Below are 20,516 nucleotides of genomic sequence, written 5' to 3'. Positions count from 1 at the left end.
TTAATTCTTTTTAAAAGGTAATCCTAATTCAGCCAATAATGACTTTGCTTCCTTGTCTGTTTGAGCAGTAGTAACAAATGTAATATCCATTCCTGAAATTTTGTTTACTTTGTCAATATCAATTTCAGGGAAAATGATTTGCTCTAAAACTCCAAGGTTGTAATTACCTCTTCCGTCGAAACCAGTAGCTTTGATACCACTAAAATCTCTAACGCGTGGTAAAGCAGAAGTAATAAGTCTATCTAAAAACTCATACATTCTTTCACCACGTAAAGTAACTTTTGCTCCAATAGGCATCCCTTTTCTCAATTTGAATGACGCAACGTCTTTCTTTGAAATTGTAGATACTGCTTTTTGTCCAGTGATCTTTGTTAACTCATCAACTGCATAGTCAATAAGTTTTTTATCAGATACAGCTGCACCAACTCCACGGCTCAAAACGATTTTCTCAAGTTTTGGAACTTGCATCACGTTTGTATATCCGAATTCCTCTTTAAGAGCAGAGATTACTCTACTCTTATATTCTTCTTTTAGTCTAGGTGTATATGCCATTACTATAGTACTTGATTAGATTTTTTTGAAAATCTTACTTTCTTATCTCCTTCTACTCTAATACCAACTCTAGTTGTTTCCTTAGTTTTAGGATCAATTAGTGAAATGTTAGATATTTGTATAGAAGCTTCTTTCTTAACGATACCACCTTGAGGGTTTTTAGCACTTGGTTTTGTATGTTTCGAAACCATGTTTACACCTTCAACTATCGCTTTATTTTTCTCACGGTAAACACGTAATACTTTACCTTCAGCACCTTTATGGTCTCCAGCAATAACTCTTACGATGTCTCCTGATTTTATTTTTAGCTTTATCATCTTAAAACGAATTAAAGCACTTCTGGTGCTAATGATACAATTTTCATGAATTGTTTTTCACGAAGTTCTCTTGCTACCGGACCAAAAACACGTGTTCCTCTCATTTCCCCTGCAGCGTTCAAAAGAACACATGCATTATCATCGAAACGGATATAAGAACCATCAGCTCTTCTCACTTCTTTTTTGGTACGTACAACAACTGCAGTTGAAACAGCTCCTTTTTTAACGTTACCGTTAGGAGTTGCATCTTTAATAGATACTACAATCTTGTCACCAACAGAGGCATACCTTCTTTTGGTACCTCCTAAAACACGGATAGTTAAAACTTCTTTTGCTCCCGTGTTATCTGCTACTTTTAGTCTTGATTCCTGTTGTACCATAATTATTTAGCTCTTTCTAAGATTTCAACTAATCTCCAACATTTTGTTTTACTTAAAGGACGCGTTTCGCTAATTCTTACAGTATCTCCAATGTTACAGTCGTTTGTTTCGTCGTGTGCAACGTATTTCTTTGTTTTCAACACGAACTTACCGTATAATGGGTGTTTTACTTTTCTTACTTCAGCAATAACAATAGACTTATCCATTTTATTTGAAGTAACAACACCTATTCTTTCTTTTCTTAAATTTCTTTTTTCTTCCATCTTTCAGCAGAATACAATTATTGTAACTCTCTTTTAGTTAACTCTGTAGCCAATCTTGCAACTGTTCTTCTTACACTTCTAATTTGAAGTGGGTTCTCAATTGGAGAAATAGCGTGAGCCATTTTTAGGTCAGCATATATTTTCTTAGTTTGACTAAGTTTTTCTTGCAACTCCGCTGCAGAAAGATCTTTTATTTCTGATTGTTTCATAATATAAATTTAATTATGCTTCGAAATCTCTAGCAACGACGAATTTAGTTTTTACTGGAAGCTTTTGAGCTGCAAGACGTAACGCCTCTTTTGCAACTGATAAAGGAACTCCTCCAACTTCAAACATAATTCTTCCGGGTTTAACAACGGCAGCCCAATATTCAACGGCACCTTTACCTTTACCCATACGTACCTCAAGAGGCTTCTTAGTAATTGGTTTGTCTGGAAATATTTTGATCCATAATTGTCCTTCTCTCTTCATGAAACGAGTTGCAGCAATACGCGCAGCTTCGATTTGACGAGAAGTTAAGAACATTCCATCTTCATGTACAGATTTAATACCAAACATTCCATTAGAAAGTTCATGCCCTCTTTGAGAGTTACCTTTCATTTTACCCTTTTGTACCTTACGGTATTTTGTTCTTTTAGGCTGTAACATTTTTCTTTAGTTTAAAAATTTACTTTCTTTTACGAGCGTCTGGTTTTCCACCTTTATTAAAAGGTTTTCTGTCTCCTCTCGGAGAATCTCCACCTTTACCACCACCAGTTCCAGATTGTTTTTTATCCATTCCTGCAAGTGGAGAAAGATCTCTCTTTCCATAAACTTCACCTTTCATGATCCATACTTTGATCCCCATTCTACCATAAGTAGTGTGAGCTTCAGCCAAAGCATAATCAATATCAGCTCTGAAAGTTGATAGAGGAATTCTACCTTCTTTGAAACCTTCTGAACGTGCCATCTCTGCACCATTCAAACGACCAGAAATCAAAACTTTGATACCTTCAGCGTTCATACGCATAGAAGCAGCAATAGCCATTTTGATTGCACGTCTGTAAGAAATACGGCTTTCGATTTGACGAGCGATGCTTGTCGCCACAAGATAAGCATCTAATTCAGGTCTTTTGATTTCAAAGATGTTGATTTGAACCTCTTTGTCAGTAACTTTCTTAAGTTCTTCTTTCAACTTGTCTACCTCTTGTCCACCTTTTCCGATAATGATACCAGGTCTGGCAGTAGTGATAGTAACGGTTACAAGTTTCAAAGTTCTCTCGATGATTACTTTAGATACACTAGCTTTTGATAAACGAGCGTGGATATACTTTCTGATTTTGTGATCTTCGGCAAGTTTATCACCGTAATCATTTCCACCATACCAGTTTGAGTCCCACCCTCTGATGATACCAAGTCTATTTCCAATTGGATTTGTCTTTTGTCCCATGCTGCTTAAGAATTGCTTTGTGTGTTATTGATAGCTCCAAGCACGATTGTTACGTGATTAGAACGTTTTCTTATTCTGTGTGCACGACCTTGTGGAGCTGGACGAAGTCTTTTCAACATCATTCCACCATCTACTCTGATCTCCTTAACAAATAATCCAGCTTCTTCTAAATTACCTTCACTATTTTTTTGCTCCCAGTTATTGATTGCAGATAATAATAGTTTCTCTAATTTTCTTGAAGCTTCTTTAGAACTAAATCTTAAGATGTTAAGTGCTCTTTCTACCTTCTGACCTCTTACCAAGTCCGCTACTAAGCGCATTTTTCTAGGTGAAGTAGGGCAGTTATTCAATTTTGCGAAAGCAATAGACTTATTAGCCTCTTTTCTCGCATCTGCTGTTTCTCTTTTACGAACTCCCATTGCTTCTTATTTTTTACCTTTATTTTTTGCTCCAGCATGACCTCTAAAAGATCTAGTTGGTGAAAATTCTCCTAATTTGTGACCTACCATGTTTTCTGTTACGTAAACTGGTACAAATTGACGACCGTTATGAACTGCGATAGTTTGTCCAACGAAATCCGGAGTAATCATAGAAGCTCTAGACCAAGTCTTCACTACACTATTTTTACCACTCTCTACGTTTTCCTGAACTTTCTTGTCTAACTTATAATGAACGAAAGGTCCTTTTTTTAATGAACGTGCCATATCTTATTATTTCTTTCTACGTTCTACGATATACTTGTTACTCGGGTTTTTCTTAGAACGAGTTCTATAACCTTTTGCTGGTATTCCATTTCTTGAACGTGGATGTCCACCAGAAGAACGTCCTTCTCCACCACCCATTGGGTGATCAACAGGGTTCATTGCAACAGGTCTTGTTCTAGGTCTTCTTCCTAACCATCTTGTTCTACCAGCTTTTCCTGATACAACTAATTGGTGGTCTGAATTAGAAACAGCTCCAATTGTAGCCGAACAAGTTAACAAGATCAATCTTGTTTCACCAGATGGCATTTTGATTGTAGCATATTTTCCATCTCTTGCCATTAATTGAGCAAATGTACCAGCTGAACGAGCGATTACCGCTCCCTGACCTGGACGTAACTCAATACAAGAGATTACAGTTCCTAAAGGAATTCTGCTTAAAGGCAATGTATTACCAATTTCAGGTTGAGATTCCGGACCAGAAACTAATTTCTGACCAACTTTCAATCCGTTTTGAGCAATAACATAAGTTTTCTCTCCATCAGCGTAAGCTAATAAAGCGATAAATGCAGTACGATTTGGATCATATTCGATTGATTTCACTGTAGCCGGAATTCCGTCTTTAGTTCTTTTGAAATCAATAATACGATATCTCTGCTTGTGACCACCACCCGTATAACGCATGGTCATCTTTCCTTGACTATTTCTACCTCCAGAGTTTTTTATCGGCGCTATCAAAGAGCGTTCCGGCTTATCAGTTGTAATGGCGTCATAACCATTCACAACTCTAAATCGCTGACCTGGGGTAATAGGTTTTAATTTTCTTACTGACATTTTTCTATCTTAGATATTGTTGTAAAAATCAATTGTTTCTCCTTCTTGTACTTGAACAATCGCTTTTTTAATTGCATTTGTCTTTCCACTGATCAAACCACTTTTAGTGTATTTTGTAGTTCTATCCGGTCTTACGTTCATCGTGTTAACTGAAACGATAGTTACTCCATAAGCAGCTTCAATAGCTTTCTTAATCTGAACTTTGTTTGCTTTTTTGTCAACAACGAATCCGAAGCGGTTTAAAACTTCACTTTCTTTGGTTACTTTTTCTGTTACTATAGGTCTAATTATGATACTCATATTCCTATTATTTGCTTAAATTTTCTTCGATTAACTCCAAAGAACCTTCTAAAAGCACTAAATTATTAGTGTTTAAAATAGCGTAAGTGCTTAATTCTGAGCTAGTTACGACATTAGAAGCCTTTAAATTGCGTGAGGACAAATATACATTTTTATTCGACTCTCCCAACACAAATAGAGATTTTTTATTTTCTAACCCTAAAGCTTTCAAAACGTTAATGAAATTTTTAGTGTTTGGCGCTTCAAAATTAAAGTCTTCAAGAACGATGATATTCGCCTCTTTTGCTTTGATTGAGAAAGCTGATTTTCTTGCCAATCTCTTCAAGCCTTTATTCAATTTAAATGAATAACTTCTTGGTCTTGGTCCAAAAATTGTTCCACCACCTTTAAACAATGGATTTTTGATACTTCCCGCACGAGCTGTACCTGTTCCTTTTTGTTTTTTAATCTTACGTGTACTTCCTGTCACTTCAGCTCTTTCTTTAGCCTTGTGAGTTCCTTGTCTTTGATTAGCAAGATATTGCTTAACATCAAGGTATACAGCGTGATTGTTTGGTTCAATTGCGAATACTGAATCAGAAAGTTGAACTTTTCTTCCAGTATCTTTTCCGTTGAAATCTAATACTTTTACTTCCATTACTTCTGAATGATTACATAAGAGTTTTTATGTCCAGGAACGCATCCTTTAATAACAAGCAGGTTCTTTTCAGCAACTACTTTTAAAACTCTAAGGTTTTGAACTTTTACATTGTCTCCTCCCATTCTTCCAGCCATACGCATTCCTTTGAATACTCTAGATGGATAAGAAGAAGCTCCCACAGAACCTGGCGCTCTTAAACGGTTGTGTTGACCGTGAGTTGCTTGTCCAACACCACCAAATCCGTGACGCTTAACAACCCCTTGAAAACCTTTACCTTTAGATACACCTTGTACATCTACAAATTCTCCTTCAGCAAAAATAGAAACATCAATAAGATCTCCTAATTTTTGTTCAGTTGCAAAATCTTGAAATTCAACGACTTTTTTCTTAGCAACAGTTCCAGCTTTTTTAAAGTGACCTAAAGCCGCTTTAGTGGAATGTTTCTCGTTTTTGTCATCGAAACCAAGTTGCAACGCTTCGTACCCGTCAACACCTTTGGTTCTGACTTGGGTAACAACACACGGCCCAGCCTCGATTACTGTACAAGGAATGTTTTTCCCGTTTTCGTCGAAAATACTAGTCATGCCGATTTTTTTACCAATTAACCCAGACATAAATATTAATTATTAATTACTAAAATTCCCTTCAATTTGAAAATAACAGAAATTTCCAAACAGGGAGTGCAAAAGTATACATTAAAATTGAATATACCAAACAGTTACAAAAATTAAATGTCTCATAATCAAAATCAAAGCACCAAGATCACCAACAACAGCATCTTATTTCCTCAATAAACCAACCATCTATTTTTTAACGCTCATCAATAAAAGACTTAACAATTACTTAATTCCCCTCAAGAAAAAAATACGCAACACCCTTAACAAGAGGCTCTTTGATCAAATAAAAAATAATAAACCGCAAAAACATATTTCTTCAAAAAAATAACAAACAAAACTTTTAACAACAAAAAAAGCGAGACAAAAAATGCCTCGCTTTTATACGTAAAATATAATAAAAAAATTATACTTTTATTTCTACTTCAACTCCACTTGGCAATTCAAGTTTCATTAATGCATCAATAGTTTTAGATGAAGATGAATAAATATCAATCAATCTCTTGTATGACATTACTTCAAATTGCTCTCTCGCTTTTTTGTTAACGTGCGGAGAACGCAACACAGTGAAAAGTTTTTTGTGAGTTGGCAACGGAATTGGACCTGTTACAACTGCTCCAGTAGTTTTTACTGTTTTTACGATCTTTTCAGCAGACTTGTCTACCAACATGTGATCGTAAGATTTTAGTTTTATTCTGATTTTTTGACTCATTTTCTTAAGAATTAAGCGTTACCTTTTGCTTTTTTAATTACAGCTTCTGAAATATTAGAAGGTGTTTCTGCATAGTGAGAGAACTCCATTGTTGAAGTAGCTCTACCAGAAGACAATGTTCTTAATGTTGTTACATATCCAAACATTTCTGATAATGGCACATCAGCTTTAATAGTTTTAGCACCATTTCTGTCACCCATGTCATTAACCTGACCTCTACGACGGTTGATATCACCTACGATATCTCCCATGTTTTCTTCAGGAGTAATAACTTCCATTTTCATGATAGGCTCAAGAATTACCGCTCCAGCAGCTTTAGCAACTTCTCTATACCCCATTCTTGCAGCCAATTCAAAAGAAAGAGCATCAGAATCGACAGGGTGGAAAGATCCGTCAGTTAAAGTCACTTTCAAACTATCCACCTGATATCCTGCTAAAGGACCAGTTTTCATAGCTTCACGGAAACCTTTTTCTACAGATGGAATATATTCCTTAGGAACGTTACCACCTTTTACAGCATTAATAAATTGCAATCCTACAGGTACTTTACCATCAACTTCGTCAGCTGGTTCAAGTGTAAATACGATATCACCGAATTTACCACGACCTCCTGATTGTTTCTTATAAGTCTCTCTATGCGTTGCACTTCTAGTAAACGCTTCTTTATATTCAACTTGAGGCTCACCTTGGTTCACTTCAACTTTAAATTCACGTTTCATACGATCTACCAAGATATCTAAGTGAAGCTCACCCATACCAGAGATAATTGTTTGCCCTGAAGCCTCATCTGTTCTAACAGTAAACGTTGGATCCTCTTCAGCTAATTTAGCCAAAGCCATACCCATTTTATCAACGTCAGCCTTAGTTTTAGGTTCAATTGCAATACCAATTACCGGCGCAGGGAATTTCATAGACTCAAGAATAATTGGGTGTTTTTCATCACACAATGTATCTCCAGTTTTAATATCTTTAAATCCAACAGCAGCCCCAATATCTCCAGCCTCAATAAATTCGATTGGATTTTGTTTGTTTGCGTGCATTTGGTAGATACGAGAAATTCTTTCTTTATTTCCTGAACGAGTGTTCAAAACATAAGAACCAGCATCTAAACGACCAGAGTAAGCACGGAAGAAAGCTAAACGACCTACGAATGGGTCAGTAGCAATTTTAAATGCCAAAGCAGCGAACGGCTCTTTTACATCTGGCTTACGCAAGATTTTAGTTTGATCTTCCTCTAATAATTCAGCATCATCAGGGTGAATCCCTTCAATACCTTCTTTATCCATTGGAGATGGCAAATACTTACATACAGCATCCAACATAAACTGAACTCCTTTGTTTTTGAAAGAAGAACCAGCAAGCATTGGGATAATTGCCATATCTATAGTAGCAGCTCTTAAAGCTTTATTGATTTCCTCTTCTGTAATAGAATTTTCATCTTCCATGAATTTCTCCAAAAGATTCTCATCATAATCAGCAACTGCTTCAATAAGAATAGATCTGTATTCCTTTACTTCTGCAAGCATATCCTCAGGAATAGGCACAATATCAAAAGTAGCTCCTAAAGTTTCATCATGCCATATAATAGCCTGATTTTTCACTAAATCAACCACACCTTTGAAATCATTCTCTTCACCAATTGGCAAAGTGATCGCAACTGCATTAGACTTCAACATATCTCTAACTTGTTGACATACATTCAAAAAGTTAGAACCTTGTCTGTCCATTTTATTAACAAATCCCATACGAGGAACTCTATATTGATCTGCAAGTCTCCAGTTAGTTTCAGACTGAGGCTCAACACCATCAACTGCACTAAACAAGAAAACCAAACCATCAAGTACACGTAAAGAACGATTTACCTCTACAGTAAAATCAACGTGTCCCGGAGTATCAATAATATTAAAGTGGTAAGGCAATGTTTCTGGCAAAACTTTTCCTTGTTGAGTTGGAAAATTCCACTCACAAGTAGTAGCCGCAGAAGTAATTGTAATACCTCTCTCTGCTTCTTGTTCCATCCAGTCCATTGTAGAAGCACCATTATGTACTTCACCAATTTTGTGAGTTTTACCAGTATAAAAAAGAATACGCTCAGTTGTTGTTGTTTTACCAGCATCAATGTGAGCAGCAATTCCGATATTTCTTGTATATTTTAAATCTCTAGCCATTTCTTACGAATTAAAATCTAAAGTGAGAGAAAGCTTTGTTAGCTTCTGCCATCTTGTGAGTATCCATTCTTTTCTTAACCGCAGCACCTTCTTCTTTAGCCGCAGCTAAACATTCTGACGCTAAACGTTGTGCCATAGATTTTTCATTTCTTCTTCTGGAATAAAGTATTAACCACTTCATTGCCATAGAAATTTTTCTGTCTGGTCTAATTTGCATTGGAATTTGAAATGTAGCTCCACCAACCCTACGACTACGTACTTCTACGTGAGGCATAACGTTTGTTAAAGCATCTTTCCAAATTTCTAATGAAGATTTCTCTGAATCTTGCTTTTTAGACTCAATGATGTCAATTGCATCATAAAATACTTTGAAAGCTGTAGATTTCTTACCATCCCACATTAAGTTGTTCACAAAACGTGTTACCAATTGGTCATTAAACCTTGGATCTGGTAAAAGTGGTCTTTTCTTTGCCGCTCTTTTTCTCATGTCTTTTTTTTAATAAAAAGTTATAGGTTATCCGTTAAATGTTATGCGTTATCTTTCTCAGCTTTCACCTCAAATCTCCAACCCTTAACTCCTAACCTCCAACTCTTAACGTTTTAAATTACTTTTTTGCTTCTTTTGGGCGTTTAGCACCGTACTTAGATCTTCTTTGCGTTCTTCCTGCAACTCCTGACGTGTCAAGCGCTCCACGAACGATATGATATCTAACACCTGGTAAATCTTTTACCCTTCCACCTCTAACTAATACTATCGAGTGCTCTTGTAAATTGTGTCCTTCTCCAGGGATGTAAGCATTCACCTCATTACCATTTGTCAAACGTACACGCGCTACTTTACGCATTGCAGAGTTTGGTTTTTTTGGTGTAGTAGTGTAAACACGCGTACAAACCCCTCTTCTTTGAGGACAAGAATCTAAAGCAACCGATTTACTCTTCTTAGTTATCTGAGTTCTTCCTGTTCTTACTAATTGTTGAATTGTTGGCATAATTAATACTAAAAATTTATTATGTATATTAAATTCCCGCTTTTTACGGGGTTGCAAATGTATAAAATAATTTTCACTATACAAACGTTAATTCATTAATTTTCAATAACATTATTTAAGCTTAACTTTTTACATACAAACAATTAATATTTGTAATGCTTTTACAAACCAAACGGTTAGCTTTAAAACACTTCACTCACTTATTCTTTTTTTTTAATGAACACCAATAACGATAACCTTAATTTCTATTTAAAACCAAACGACTAAATAAAATCAGAAACCACCATAATTGATTTCGAAAATCTGATACTAAACCTTCAAATTATTACATAATAAATTAAAAAGCGTTTCAAAAAACCACAAAATAGACTTTCTCCATAATAAGCCAAGAAACAAAACAACTACACTTACATACCAATACATAGACCTATAAAGAAGAAAAAAAGAGCTACCAATTATATAGGTTCATACAAACAACTATTTTTCAAAGTCCAACCAGGAATAAAAAAAGCATAATCATAGCTTTATTATAAAAGGACAAAACATTTCGAATCAAGAAAACTAGCTGACATCAACAAGGGCTTTATTTTTAGCAAAACAATACTTAAGAATAAAAAGGCAACTACTTTTTGACACCATATCAAAATCCAAAAGAATGCCCTATCAAACAATAAATATAAATCTAATTTCAACCTGAAATCATGGTTGATCAACAAAAATTAATGCCTAAAAACGTGATTCATGATAAATTTTAACAAATCAAATTCATTTCAAACAAAAACAAAAAATCACGGGAGTCAAACTTTAAAATTATAAGATTTAAATTACACTAATAAACATTTTTCTCTAAGAATAATTATCGCCGTCGGGCGCATAAACAAAGAGAAAATGAAATTTTATAACAGTATTACTGAATTATGTTAAAATGTTAAATTTTAACCTTTTATTAAAATTCATTAACACAACGTTAGGATTATTAACTAATTATTATGAATATTGTAATACTAATTCAAAATAATTGAGAAAATGAAACCAAAGTTCAATGGATTTTTAGTACTGTTAATAGTACTATTCGCGCAACTAACCTTTGCGCAGGAAAGAGTCGTTTCGGGCACTGTTACCGATGATGCAGGAATGCCATTACCAGGCGTAAGTGTATTAATTAAGGGAACAAAAACCGGGACGCAAACCGATTTTGACGGTAAATATTCGATCAAAGCAGCACCCAGCCAAATTTTAGTATTTAGCTACATCGGAATGAAGTCGCAAGAAATCACAGCGAGCTCCTCTCAAGTGAATACAAAATTATCAGGGGACGCACAACAACTAGAAGGCGTTGTAGTAACAACTGCAATGGGTATTAAAAGAGAGAAAAAATCTCTTGGATATGCTTCACAACAAATCGCAGGTAAAGATTTAAACGGTGGTGCCGGAAACACAAACGTTGCGAATCTATTATCCGGTAAAGCGGCAGGAGTTGAAGTTTCAAGAAACACCAACTTTGGAGGCTCTACAAATGTTGTAATCAGAGGAAGCAAATCTCTTACCGGAAACAATCAGGCGTTATGGGTAATTGACGGGGTACCAATCGACAACTCAAACTCAAACACTTCTTCTCAACAAGTAGGACGCGGCGGTTACGATTACGGTAACAATGCATCTGATATCAATCAAGAAGACATTGAAAGCATTAACATCCTAAAAGGAGCAGCCGCAACTGCACTATACGGATCAAGAGCCGCAAATGGCGTTGTAATGGTAACCACAAAAAAAGGCAAATCAGACAATAAGATAGGATTCTCTTTCTCAAGTGGCTACACTAACGGAACTGTAGACAAATCAACTTTTCCTGAATACCAAAACAGATACGGATCAGGATACGGTTTTGGATCTTCATTTTTAGGAACCGGAACTCCAGATACAGTAGACACATCTAATGACGCATCAAACGGAGATATATTTGACAATCAATTAGTTTATCAATGGGATGCTTTTACTCCTTACTCTCCCAACTTCAACAAAGCAACGCCTTGGACCGCTGCCAAGAATGGCCCAATCACGTTCTTTAACCACGCCAATACATTTGTTAATAGTATCTCTCTTGAAAAATCTACAGACAGATCAAGCTTATCCATGACTTATGTTAACACAGATCAGACTGGTATTTTACCAAATAGCCAATTGAAGAAAAATCAAATAAGCGCAAGGTTTAGTCAAAAAGTAAACGATAAATTAACCGCAAACGCATACGCTTCGGTTACTTTACAAAGTACAATTGGACGAAACTCTACCGGTTACAATGACAACGTCCTTGGTAACTTCAGACAATGGTGGCAAACCAACACTGACGTTCAGGCGCAAAAAGATGTGTATTTCGCTTCAGGTGGTCAAAACGTAACCTGGAACTGGGCTGACCCTACAACTCCCGAAGGCCTTGTACCGGCATATTGGGACAATCCATACTTTACCCGTTATCAAAATTACTCTTCAGATGACAGAACACGCTTATTTAGCTACGCCTCTTTAAATTACGAAATCACTCCGTGGTTAAGCGCCTTGGGAAGGGTGTCATTAGATACCTACAAACAACTCCAGGAAGAAAGAAGAGCCATAGGATCTGTCCCAACCGGATTTGGCCTGTCACCAGTTAACGAAGCATCAGGCTACCAAAGAAACGATATCAACTTTCAGGAAATCAATTATGATGTAATGTTGAATTTCAACAAAAAATTCGGAGACGACATCAGTTTAAACGGAGTAGTTGGTATGAACATCAGAAGAAACGACAGAGACAATGTCCTATCCTCTACAGTAGGCGGCTTAGTAGTTCCGGGTATATACGCATTATCAAATTCCCGTTTAGATTTACCTTTTCCTAAAGAAGCTAAAATATCATCGGGTGTTAACGGTTTGTACGCTCAGGGATCAATTGGCTACTTAGACACTTATTTCTTAGACGCATCTGTCAGAAGAGACGTTTCCTCTACATTACCATCAAACAACAATTCTTATGTTTATCCGGCTGTTTCAGGATCATTCTTATTCTCAAACTTAGTTAAAGCAAATTGGTTAAACCTGGGAAAATTCAGAATCAACTACGCTGAAGTAGGAAATGATGCAGACGCATTACAACTTAACAATACGTACACCAGAGCTTCAAATTTTCAAGGTCAGCCTTTATACACAAATGCATTACTTAATCCATTTCGCAGTATAAACAAAAATCCAGACCTAAAACCAGAAAGAACTAAATCATTCGAAGTTGGTCTGGAGACAAGTTTATTAGACAGACGCTTAGGATTTGACATTACTTACTACAAAACAAACTCAGTTGACCAAATCGTTTCTGCTGCAGTTTCTTCTGCATCCGGATACACTAATGGAGTTGTAAACGGTGGAGATATAGAAAACAGAGGTTTAGAGATTCAATTATACGGAACCCCGATAAAAACAAAAGACTTTAGCTGGGAAATTATCGTAAACTGGTCTAACAATAAAAGCAAAGTTATCTCTTTACCAAATGGGCTAGACAACCTTCAATTAGGCTCATTCCAAGGAGGAGTAACTGTTAATGCAGCACCTGGTGAGGCATACGGAGCACTTAAAGGAACAGACTATGTTTATACAAACGGACAACCAACAATTGACCAGGCTACAGGAAAATACATGATCACTACTTCTGCAACCAATACAATAGGAAACGTTACTCCGGATTGGATTGGTGGTCTAAGAAATAAATTCAATTATAAAAACATCTCTTTAGGCTTTTTAATTGACACACAAAAAGGAGGAGACATCTTCTCATTAGATATGTACTACGGACTTTCTACAGGACTATACAAAGAGACTGCGGTGGGTGACATTAGAGAAAACGGAGTTTTAAACCCTGGAGTTGCTCCGGACGGAACTCCAAATACTGTAAAAACAGGAGGAGGAAATACTGAAAACAGTTTTGGATATAAAGCCGCACCTAACAAAGCTTTTGTTTACGATGCCTCATTTGTAAAATTAAGAGAAGTTTCTATTACCTACAACTTCCCTAAAAGCATGTTCGAAAATACATTTATCAATGCTGCCTCACTAAGTATCTTAGGTTCTAATCTATGGATAATCAGCAAAAATCTTCCTTATGCAGATCCTGAAAGTGGATTATCTTCAGGAAACAGCTCAAGAGGTTATTCTGTAGGTTCTCTTCCAACTACAAGAGATATCGGATTTAACTTAACTTTCAAATTTTAATACCAAAGAAAATGAAAAATTTAATATACGTTTTAGGAATCTTCATCCTCACAGTTTCTTGTGACGATAATAGCCTAACAGATTTAAACGTCGACGAAAAAAACCCTTCTGTCGTTCCGGCAAGCACACTATTTACTAATGCCGAAAAAGACCTTACAGAACAGCTTATCAATACAGACGTAAACAAAAACATATTCAGACTGGTGAACCAGCAATGGACAGAAACAACTTACCCAGATGAATCTTTCTACCAATGGGTATCCCGTAAAATCTCAGACAATCACTGGGACAGACTTTACGCAGGACCATTAGCCAATTTAACGGATGCGAAAAAATTTATTGACAAAGAAGTAATATCCCCTACTGATGTAGAATTTACTCAAAAGACTGCCACTAAGAAAAATCAATTAATACTAATCGACATCTTAACCGTTTATACTTACCAGATATTAGTTGATACATATGGTGATGTACCTTATACAGACGCTTTAAAAGGATCAGCAAATTATCTTCCAAAATACGACAAAGCGGTTGACATCTACAAAGATCTTATTGTTCGTCTAAATGCAGATATTGCAGGATTAGACACTTCACATCCGGGATTTGGAACAGCAGAAGTTATATATCAGGATGATCTAAATGCCTGGATTAAATTTGCGAATAGCATCAAACTTAAATTAGGGGTAAACCTAAAAGCATCCGGCTTAGAAGGTGCAATTGCTGACGCTGCAATTATATCAGGCGCAGCAGGAGGCTTTACTTCTAACAGCGACAATGCCAAACTGCCTTATATGCTAAACCTGCCAAACACCAATCCTCTTTATGTAGACATGGTATTCTCAGGCAGAAATGATTTCGTTGCCACAAAGCCAATTGTTGATGCTTTAGTAACCTTAAACGATCCACGAAAAGAAGCTTACTTTTTCCCAACATATAGAGCTGTTGACCCAGTAACCGGAGCTACCACAGTAGTTACAGGATATCTCGGCGCGCCCGTTGGAGCAAAAAATATCTATGCAAGATTCACGCACATGAGTGACAAAATTAAAGCCCCGGATTTTAGCGGAACAATATTAGATTATACAGAAGTTGAATTTTTACTGGCAGAAGCCGTGGGAAGAGGCGTTGCTGTAGGAGGATCTATTGCCTCACATTACGAAGCAGGAATCAGAGCATCTATGGAAGACTGGGACATAGCCGCAGCAAAAATTGATGCTTACTTACTACAGCCTAAAGTAGCTTATGCTACTGCAACGGGAACATGGCAGCAAAAAGTTGGAGAACAGGCATGGTATGCTTTGTTTAACAGAGGTTTTGAAGGATGGACATCTACAAGAAGACTAAACTTCCCTGTACTGGTAGCTCCTACAAATGCAGATCCTGCAGCCGAAGGTCAGGTACCATCAAGAATGGCATATCCTATTAGAGAACAAACACTGAATGCTACAAATTATAATGCTGCTTCTACTTCAATTGGAGGAGATAAATTAAGCACAAAAATATTCTGGGATAAATAAAACGTTAATCCTAACATAATTTAACAGAAAACCACTCCGTAAAAAGAGTGGTTTTTTTGTGCATAAGTTATAAAAAAAAGAAAAATAACCACTTTTTTCTTAAATTTAACATTTTAAGTAATATCAATATTTTCCATTATTATCATATTTGAACAAAAAAAATGCGGATTTAAGATTTACACACGTTTTTTAACTATAAAAAAACAATATCTTATAGTAAAATCACAATTTAACTAAAAAAAAAGCGTTTTATATTAGGTAGATTAACAAATTATTAAGATTTTTGTCGAACTAATTCAAAATATTTAAAAATGAAACTAAAGTTCAATGGATTCTTAGTGCTATTATTAGTACTAGTTGCGCAACTTACTTTCGCGCAAGAAAGAGCTGTTTCTGGAACAGTTTCTGACAATACAGGAATGCCTTTACCAGGTGTTAGTGTATTAGTTAAAGGAACAAAAACAGGAACACAAACAGACTTTGATGGTAAATTCTCTATCAAAGCATCTTCAAGCCAAATTTTGGTATTTAGCTACATCGGGATGAAAACTCAAGAGGTAGCCGCAAGTTCAACATCACTAAGCGTTAAATTAAAAGACGACTCAGTAGAACTTGAAGGTGTGGTTGTAACCGCATTAGGTATCAAAAAAGACGAGAAAAAACTTGGATACGCTGTATCTAAAGTAACTTCTGATGAAATCACTAAATCTGGTGAGCAAAACGTTCTTCAGGCATTAGCAGGAAAAGCTGCAGGTGTACAAGTAATTGGATCAGGTGGTACTCCGGGTGCGTCTAGTAAAATTATCATTAGAGGTATAAACTCAATTACTAGATCTTCAGATCCATTAATCGTTGTAGACGGTGTTCCAATCGACAATAGCACAGATCAAACAGCTGCTGGAGACAATCCATTTAACGCCAACTTATCTGGAATCAACAATTCAAACAGAGCCTTAGATATCAATCCTAATGACATCGAAAGCGTTACTGTACTTAAAGGACCTGCTGCCGCTGCACTATACGGAGCAAGAGCAGGAAATGGGGTTATTATTTACACCACTAAAAGAGGTAAAAACAACAAAGGCATTGGCATTGAATACAGCACTTCGTTAGCAATAGACAAAGTAAGCCAATTACCTGCTAGACAATCTAAATACGTACAAGGAACTTCAGCTACAGCTACAGCTGTAGACCCATCAAGCCCGCAAAGCTGGGGGCCACTAGCTTCAGCAATTGGCGTTCCTACCTATGACAACGTTGGGAACTTTTTTCAAGAAGGTCTTACTTACAACAACAACATTTCTTTTTTTGGCGGAGACGAAAAGGCAACCTTTAGAGCATCATACGGTAATGTTACTCAAACAGGTATGATTCCGGAAACAGGTCTAAAAAGAAACACTATCAGACTTGTTGGCGACATTAAATTAAGCGAAAAATGGAAAGCAGGAGGTAGTATGCAGTACACACACACTACTAACACTTTAGCTCAAAACGGTAGTAACACTGCAGGAGTTATGTTAAGTTTATTACGTTCTGTTAGTAACTATGACTTAAGAAACTACCAAGACGCTGAAGGAAACAACGCTAACTATTTTGCTTCATATGACAACCCTTACTTTACTGTAAACGAAAATCCGGCAACTAGTGATGTAAATCGCGCTTTAGGTAATATATTTTTAAGCTACAGACACGCAGATTGGCTGTCTTTATCTGCAAAAGGAGGAATTGACGCATATTCAGATGCTAGAAAGCAAATCTATGCAATATCATCAAATGGTGACGGACTAGGTGGAAGAGGTGAAGTCGCTTTCAATAGTATTACAAACAAAGATTACTATGGAGATTTAATCGCAACTGGTTTAATTCCTTTAAAAACAGAATGGTTAAAAATTAACTATACTGCAGGTCTTAATTTACGTTCTACTCAATATTTAAGTGTATTTTCAAGAGGTAAAGAACTTGCAGTACGTGGAGTATATAACTTGGGAAACACTACTGAAAAATACGCTTCAAATTACGAAGAAAACCAAATGTCACGAGCTATATTTGGTCAAGTTGAATTTGAAATTAAAGATCAAGTTTTCTTGGCAGGTACTATTAGAAAAGAATGGTCATCAACTTATGGAGACAACATAAATAGTGCAGTTTTCCCATCAGGAACAGCATCATGGATTGTATCTAACACTTTTGACTGGGCTAATTATGTAAAAGTAAACTATGGTTACGGTGAAGTTGGTATTGCTCCAGCAGCTTACAGAACAGTAAGTACCTACACTAACCCTTCAATGACTGACGGTTTCACAGATGGACTTGCATTTCCATATGGCGGAATAAACGGAATGACAGTACAAGGAAATTTAGGAAACGCAAATTTAAAACCCGAAAGAGTATTAGGTCATGATTTAGGTTTAAGCACTAAGTTTTTAGACAACCGTTTGACTTTAGATGTTAACTTATATTACAAAACTTCAAAAGATTTATTAATAAATGTTCCTTTACCAAAATCAAGCGGTTTTGTTCAGGATTACAGAAATGCAGCAGAATTAGTTAACAAAGGTATTGAGGTTGAATTTGGATATGATGTTTTCAAAAAAAGCAATCCATTTCAATGGAACATCAACTTAAACTGGGCTAAAAACGAAAATGAAGTTACTGATATTTCAGGCGGTTTAGATGAAGTAAATATAGAAACAGCGTTCGCTTCAATTGGATATTTTGCTGTAAAAGGACAACCAGTAGGTAGCTTTTATGGAACAAAATGGCAACGTGATGCTAGCGGTCAAAAAATTATCGGAACGAACGGACTTCCTCTTATTGCAGAAGAAACTGGTAACTTAGGAACTTCAGCCCCAAAATGGACTGGCGGAATCAGAAACACATTCTCTTACAAAAGAGTATCATTATCAGCATTATTCGATATCAGACATGGTGGTGATGTATATAATGGAACATTAGCAAGATTAGACAACTTTGGTGTATCTGAAAGATCAGCAGACAGAGATCGTAACTACATTATTGACGGTGTTAAAGCTGACGGCACTAAAAATGACATTCAAATATCTGCAAAAAGTTATTTCCAAAGATACCTTGGAGATGGTGGTGGAGCTGCTGAAGAAGCAGTTGAAACTGTAAACTGGGTTAGATTGCGTGATGTAAGTCTTGCTTACGACTTTAACGTAAAACAATTCCCATTCTTATCTGCCGCACAATTATCTCTAACAGGAAGAAACTTATGGTTAAATACTAACTACAAAGGAGTAGATCCTGAAACAAGTTTAACTGGTGCGGGTTCATTAATAAATGGATTAGATTACTTCAACAACCCAGGTAGTAAATCATTCATAATGAGTGTTAAGGTAAGTTTTTAATTTAAAAATTAATGAAAATGAAAAAATATATAAAAAATATAATTCTTGCAGCCTTTAGCATCTCTTTACTAACTGGTTGTCAGACAGAATTAGATGAGTTTAACGACAACCCTAATAACCCCATTACAACAACACCATCTCTTTTACTGGCAACTATGGAAGTTTCAACTTTCGCTACACACACCAGTGGAGTAATTAGAGATGCTGGTATTTTTACTCAGCACTTAGCGGGTACCGATGTAGGTCAAATGGGAGAAATTGCACGTTATGTAGTTACCGAACAAGATGTTAATAATGAGTGGAATAATATTTATTCAACAACATTAGTAAGCGGTTATCTACTAAATAGAGACTTTAGTGCTAAATACCCATACTATAACGGTATTGGACAAGTATTAACAGCTATAAACTTAGGTTACGCCACTGATATGTGGGGAGACGTCCCTTACGACGAAGCTTTTAGAGGAGAAGAAGGAAACACAGCACCTAAATACAATACTCAGGAAGAAATCTACCAACGCTTACAAACTATTTTGGACGACGCGATAGTAAATTTATCTAAACCTGCAGCTAGTAACACTTCTGTTCCAGGAACTGATGATATTATCTTCAAAGGTAACACACAAAAGTGGATTAAAATTGCCTATGCACTAAAAGCAAGATACGCCTTGAGATTAACATTAGTTGATACAAATGCTGCGCAAAAAGCCTTGGATTTTATCACAAAAGCAAACTTAACATCTAATTCTGATGATGCTAATGCTATTTTCCCAGGAGAATCTACTAGTCAAAATCAATGGTATGCATTTGAACTTGAAAGGAGAAACTACTTAAAAACTGGTAAATATTTTGTAGATGGCCTTATAAATAGTAGTGACCCAAGGTTACCATTTATGATTGCATTAAATAAGCCTACTGGAAATCCTACTCCACCACCAACTTACGTTGGAAATGCTGCAAATGATCAAACATCGACCACTACATCATATATAGGACCAGGATATGCTAGTGTAAGCTCATCTGTTGGAATAGTCACTTACGCTGAAGCTAAATTTATTGAAGCTGAAGCTAAAGCTAGATTATCGCAAGGTGGTGTTCAAGCTGCTTTGCAAGCAGCAGTAACCGCCTCTGTATTAAAAGTTACTGGTGCAGCACCAACACCTGCATTTTTAGCAAGTGCCACTAATACATTTGACATTGCCAACATTATTCAACAGAAATATGTTGCACTTTTCTTAACCATGGAACCATACAATGATTACAGAAGAACTGGATTCCCTGCTTTAGTTCCTAATCAAGATTCAAACACAAAAACTATTCCGGTAAGATTACCTACGCCTTCTGACGAAAGACAATATAATCCTAACGCTACAGTGGTTAGTAACGTAACTTCAAAAATTTGGTGGGATAAAGACTAATTTTATTCTCAAGTAAATACATTAAACCACTCTGTTCATTCAGAGTGGTTTTTTTTTATATAAACATTATACCTA

The 20,516-nt window shown here is 36.2% G+C and carries 21 protein-coding genes; 4 read left to right on the top strand and 17 right to left on the bottom strand.

From position 1 onward, the window contains the following. The 17 genes from rplE to rpsL form a co-directional block, all read right to left on the bottom strand. On the bottom strand, positions 1–552 hold the full coding sequence (rplE, locus tag B0A67_RS11515) for a 50S ribosomal protein L5 (RefSeq protein WP_035619635.1): 552 nt from the start codon (positions 550–552) through the stop codon (positions 1–3). Positions 553–554: 2 nt separating this feature from the next. Further along, positions 555–869 (bottom strand): 50S ribosomal protein L24, encoded by a 315-nt coding sequence (gene rplX / locus B0A67_RS11510; RefSeq protein ID WP_007803650.1) that lies wholly within the window; start codon positions 867–869, stop codon positions 555–557. 11 nt (positions 870–880) lie between these two features. After that, positions 881–1,249 (bottom strand): 50S ribosomal protein L14, encoded by a 369-nt coding sequence (gene rplN / locus B0A67_RS11505; protein WP_007803649.1) that lies wholly within the window; start codon positions 1,247–1,249, stop codon positions 881–883. A gap of 2 nt (positions 1,250–1,251) precedes the next feature. Further along, the gene (gene rpsQ, locus B0A67_RS11500) at positions 1,252–1,512 is read right to left on the bottom strand and encodes a 30S ribosomal protein S17 (RefSeq protein WP_007803646.1); all 261 of its coding nucleotides are present in this window, start codon (positions 1,510–1,512) and stop codon (positions 1,252–1,254) included. Between the two features lie 17 nt (positions 1,513–1,529). After that, the gene (rpmC, locus tag B0A67_RS11495) at positions 1,530–1,721 is read right to left on the bottom strand and encodes a 50S ribosomal protein L29 (RefSeq protein ID WP_007803639.1); all 192 of its coding nucleotides are present in this window, start codon (positions 1,719–1,721) and stop codon (positions 1,530–1,532) included. A gap of 13 nt (positions 1,722–1,734) precedes the next feature. After that, complete coding sequence (rplP, locus tag B0A67_RS11490; RefSeq protein WP_007803637.1) at positions 1,735–2,160, bottom strand: 50S ribosomal protein L16; 426 nt, start codon at positions 2,158–2,160, stop codon at positions 1,735–1,737. Positions 2,161–2,179: 19 nt separating this feature from the next. Next, positions 2,180–2,941 (bottom strand): 30S ribosomal protein S3, encoded by a 762-nt coding sequence (gene rpsC, locus B0A67_RS11485; protein ID WP_007803635.1) that lies wholly within the window; start codon positions 2,939–2,941, stop codon positions 2,180–2,182. A 5-nt stretch (positions 2,942–2,946) separates the two neighbouring features. After that, positions 2,947–3,360: a 50S ribosomal protein L22 gene (rplV, locus tag B0A67_RS11480; protein WP_007803631.1), complete on the bottom strand. Its 414-nt coding sequence runs from the start codon at positions 3,358–3,360 to the stop codon at positions 2,947–2,949. A gap of 6 nt (positions 3,361–3,366) precedes the next feature. Beyond that, the gene (gene rpsS / locus B0A67_RS11475) at positions 3,367–3,645 is read right to left on the bottom strand and encodes a 30S ribosomal protein S19 (protein WP_012022488.1); all 279 of its coding nucleotides are present in this window, start codon (positions 3,643–3,645) and stop codon (positions 3,367–3,369) included. 6 nt (positions 3,646–3,651) lie between these two features. Beyond that, positions 3,652–4,476 carry a 50S ribosomal protein L2 gene (gene rplB, locus B0A67_RS11470; RefSeq protein WP_007803623.1) on the bottom strand — a complete coding sequence of 275 codons (825 nt, stop codon included), beginning with the start codon at positions 4,474–4,476 and terminating at the stop codon, positions 3,652–3,654. Between the two features lie 9 nt (positions 4,477–4,485). After that, positions 4,486–4,776: a 50S ribosomal protein L23 gene (gene rplW, locus B0A67_RS11465; RefSeq protein ID WP_007803621.1), complete on the bottom strand. Its 291-nt coding sequence runs from the start codon at positions 4,774–4,776 to the stop codon at positions 4,486–4,488. Between the two features lie 7 nt (positions 4,777–4,783). Beyond that, on the bottom strand, positions 4,784–5,413 hold the full coding sequence (gene rplD / locus B0A67_RS11460) for a 50S ribosomal protein L4 (RefSeq protein WP_072960627.1): 630 nt from the start codon (positions 5,411–5,413) through the stop codon (positions 4,784–4,786). Further along, on the bottom strand, positions 5,413–6,030 hold the full coding sequence (gene rplC, locus B0A67_RS11455) for a 50S ribosomal protein L3 (protein ID WP_007803612.1): 618 nt from the start codon (positions 6,028–6,030) through the stop codon (positions 5,413–5,415). Before rplC ends, rplD begins: the two co-directional genes overlap by 1 nt. Before the next feature lie 406 nt (positions 6,031–6,436). Continuing rightward, positions 6,437–6,742 (bottom strand): 30S ribosomal protein S10, encoded by a 306-nt coding sequence (gene rpsJ / locus B0A67_RS11450; RefSeq protein WP_007803605.1) that lies wholly within the window; start codon positions 6,740–6,742, stop codon positions 6,437–6,439. Between the two features lie 11 nt (positions 6,743–6,753). Next, positions 6,754–8,910 carry an elongation factor G gene (gene fusA, locus B0A67_RS11445; RefSeq protein ID WP_072960623.1) on the bottom strand — a complete coding sequence of 719 codons (2,157 nt, stop codon included), beginning with the start codon at positions 8,908–8,910 and terminating at the stop codon, positions 6,754–6,756. Positions 8,911–8,920: 10 nt separating this feature from the next. Then, the gene (gene rpsG, locus B0A67_RS11440) at positions 8,921–9,397 is read right to left on the bottom strand and encodes a 30S ribosomal protein S7 (RefSeq protein WP_007803600.1); all 477 of its coding nucleotides are present in this window, start codon (positions 9,395–9,397) and stop codon (positions 8,921–8,923) included. Positions 9,398–9,515: 118 nt separating this feature from the next. Further along, entirely contained in the window at positions 9,516–9,899 is a 384-nt protein-coding gene (gene rpsL, locus B0A67_RS11435; RefSeq protein ID WP_007136570.1) for a 30S ribosomal protein S12, read from the bottom strand. A 1,026-nt stretch (positions 9,900–10,925) separates the two neighbouring features. Between rpsL and B0A67_RS11430 the strand changes: the two genes are divergently transcribed. The 4 genes from B0A67_RS11430 (at position 10,926) to B0A67_RS11415 (ending at position 20,441) form a co-directional block, all read left to right on the top strand. Then, positions 10,926–14,138: a SusC/RagA family TonB-linked outer membrane protein gene (locus B0A67_RS11430; RefSeq protein ID WP_072960620.1), complete on the top strand. Its 3,213-nt coding sequence runs from the start codon at positions 10,926–10,928 to the stop codon at positions 14,136–14,138. 11 nt (positions 14,139–14,149) lie between these two features. Then, positions 14,150–15,655, top strand: coding sequence for a SusD/RagB family nutrient-binding outer membrane lipoprotein (locus B0A67_RS11425; protein WP_072960617.1), 1,506 nt, complete (start codon positions 14,150–14,152; stop codon positions 15,653–15,655). A 311-nt stretch (positions 15,656–15,966) separates the two neighbouring features. Further along, positions 15,967–19,023, top strand: a complete 3,057-nt coding sequence (locus B0A67_RS11420) for a SusC/RagA family TonB-linked outer membrane protein (protein ID WP_072960614.1) — start codon at positions 15,967–15,969, stop codon at positions 19,021–19,023. Positions 19,024–19,040: 17 nt separating this feature from the next. Then, on the top strand, positions 19,041–20,441 hold the full coding sequence (locus tag B0A67_RS11415) for a SusD/RagB family nutrient-binding outer membrane lipoprotein (RefSeq protein WP_207557329.1): 1,401 nt from the start codon (positions 19,041–19,043) through the stop codon (positions 20,439–20,441). Positions 20,442–20,516 lie beyond the last annotated feature (75 nt).

The sequence above is a fragment of the Flavobacterium aquidurense genome, assembly GCF_002217195.1.
GTDB lineage: Bacteria > Bacteroidota > Bacteroidia > Flavobacteriales > Flavobacteriaceae > Flavobacterium > Flavobacterium frigidimaris.
The sequence above is the reverse complement of the archived record's forward strand: the minus strand, read 5'-3'. Positions and strand labels throughout refer to the sequence as shown.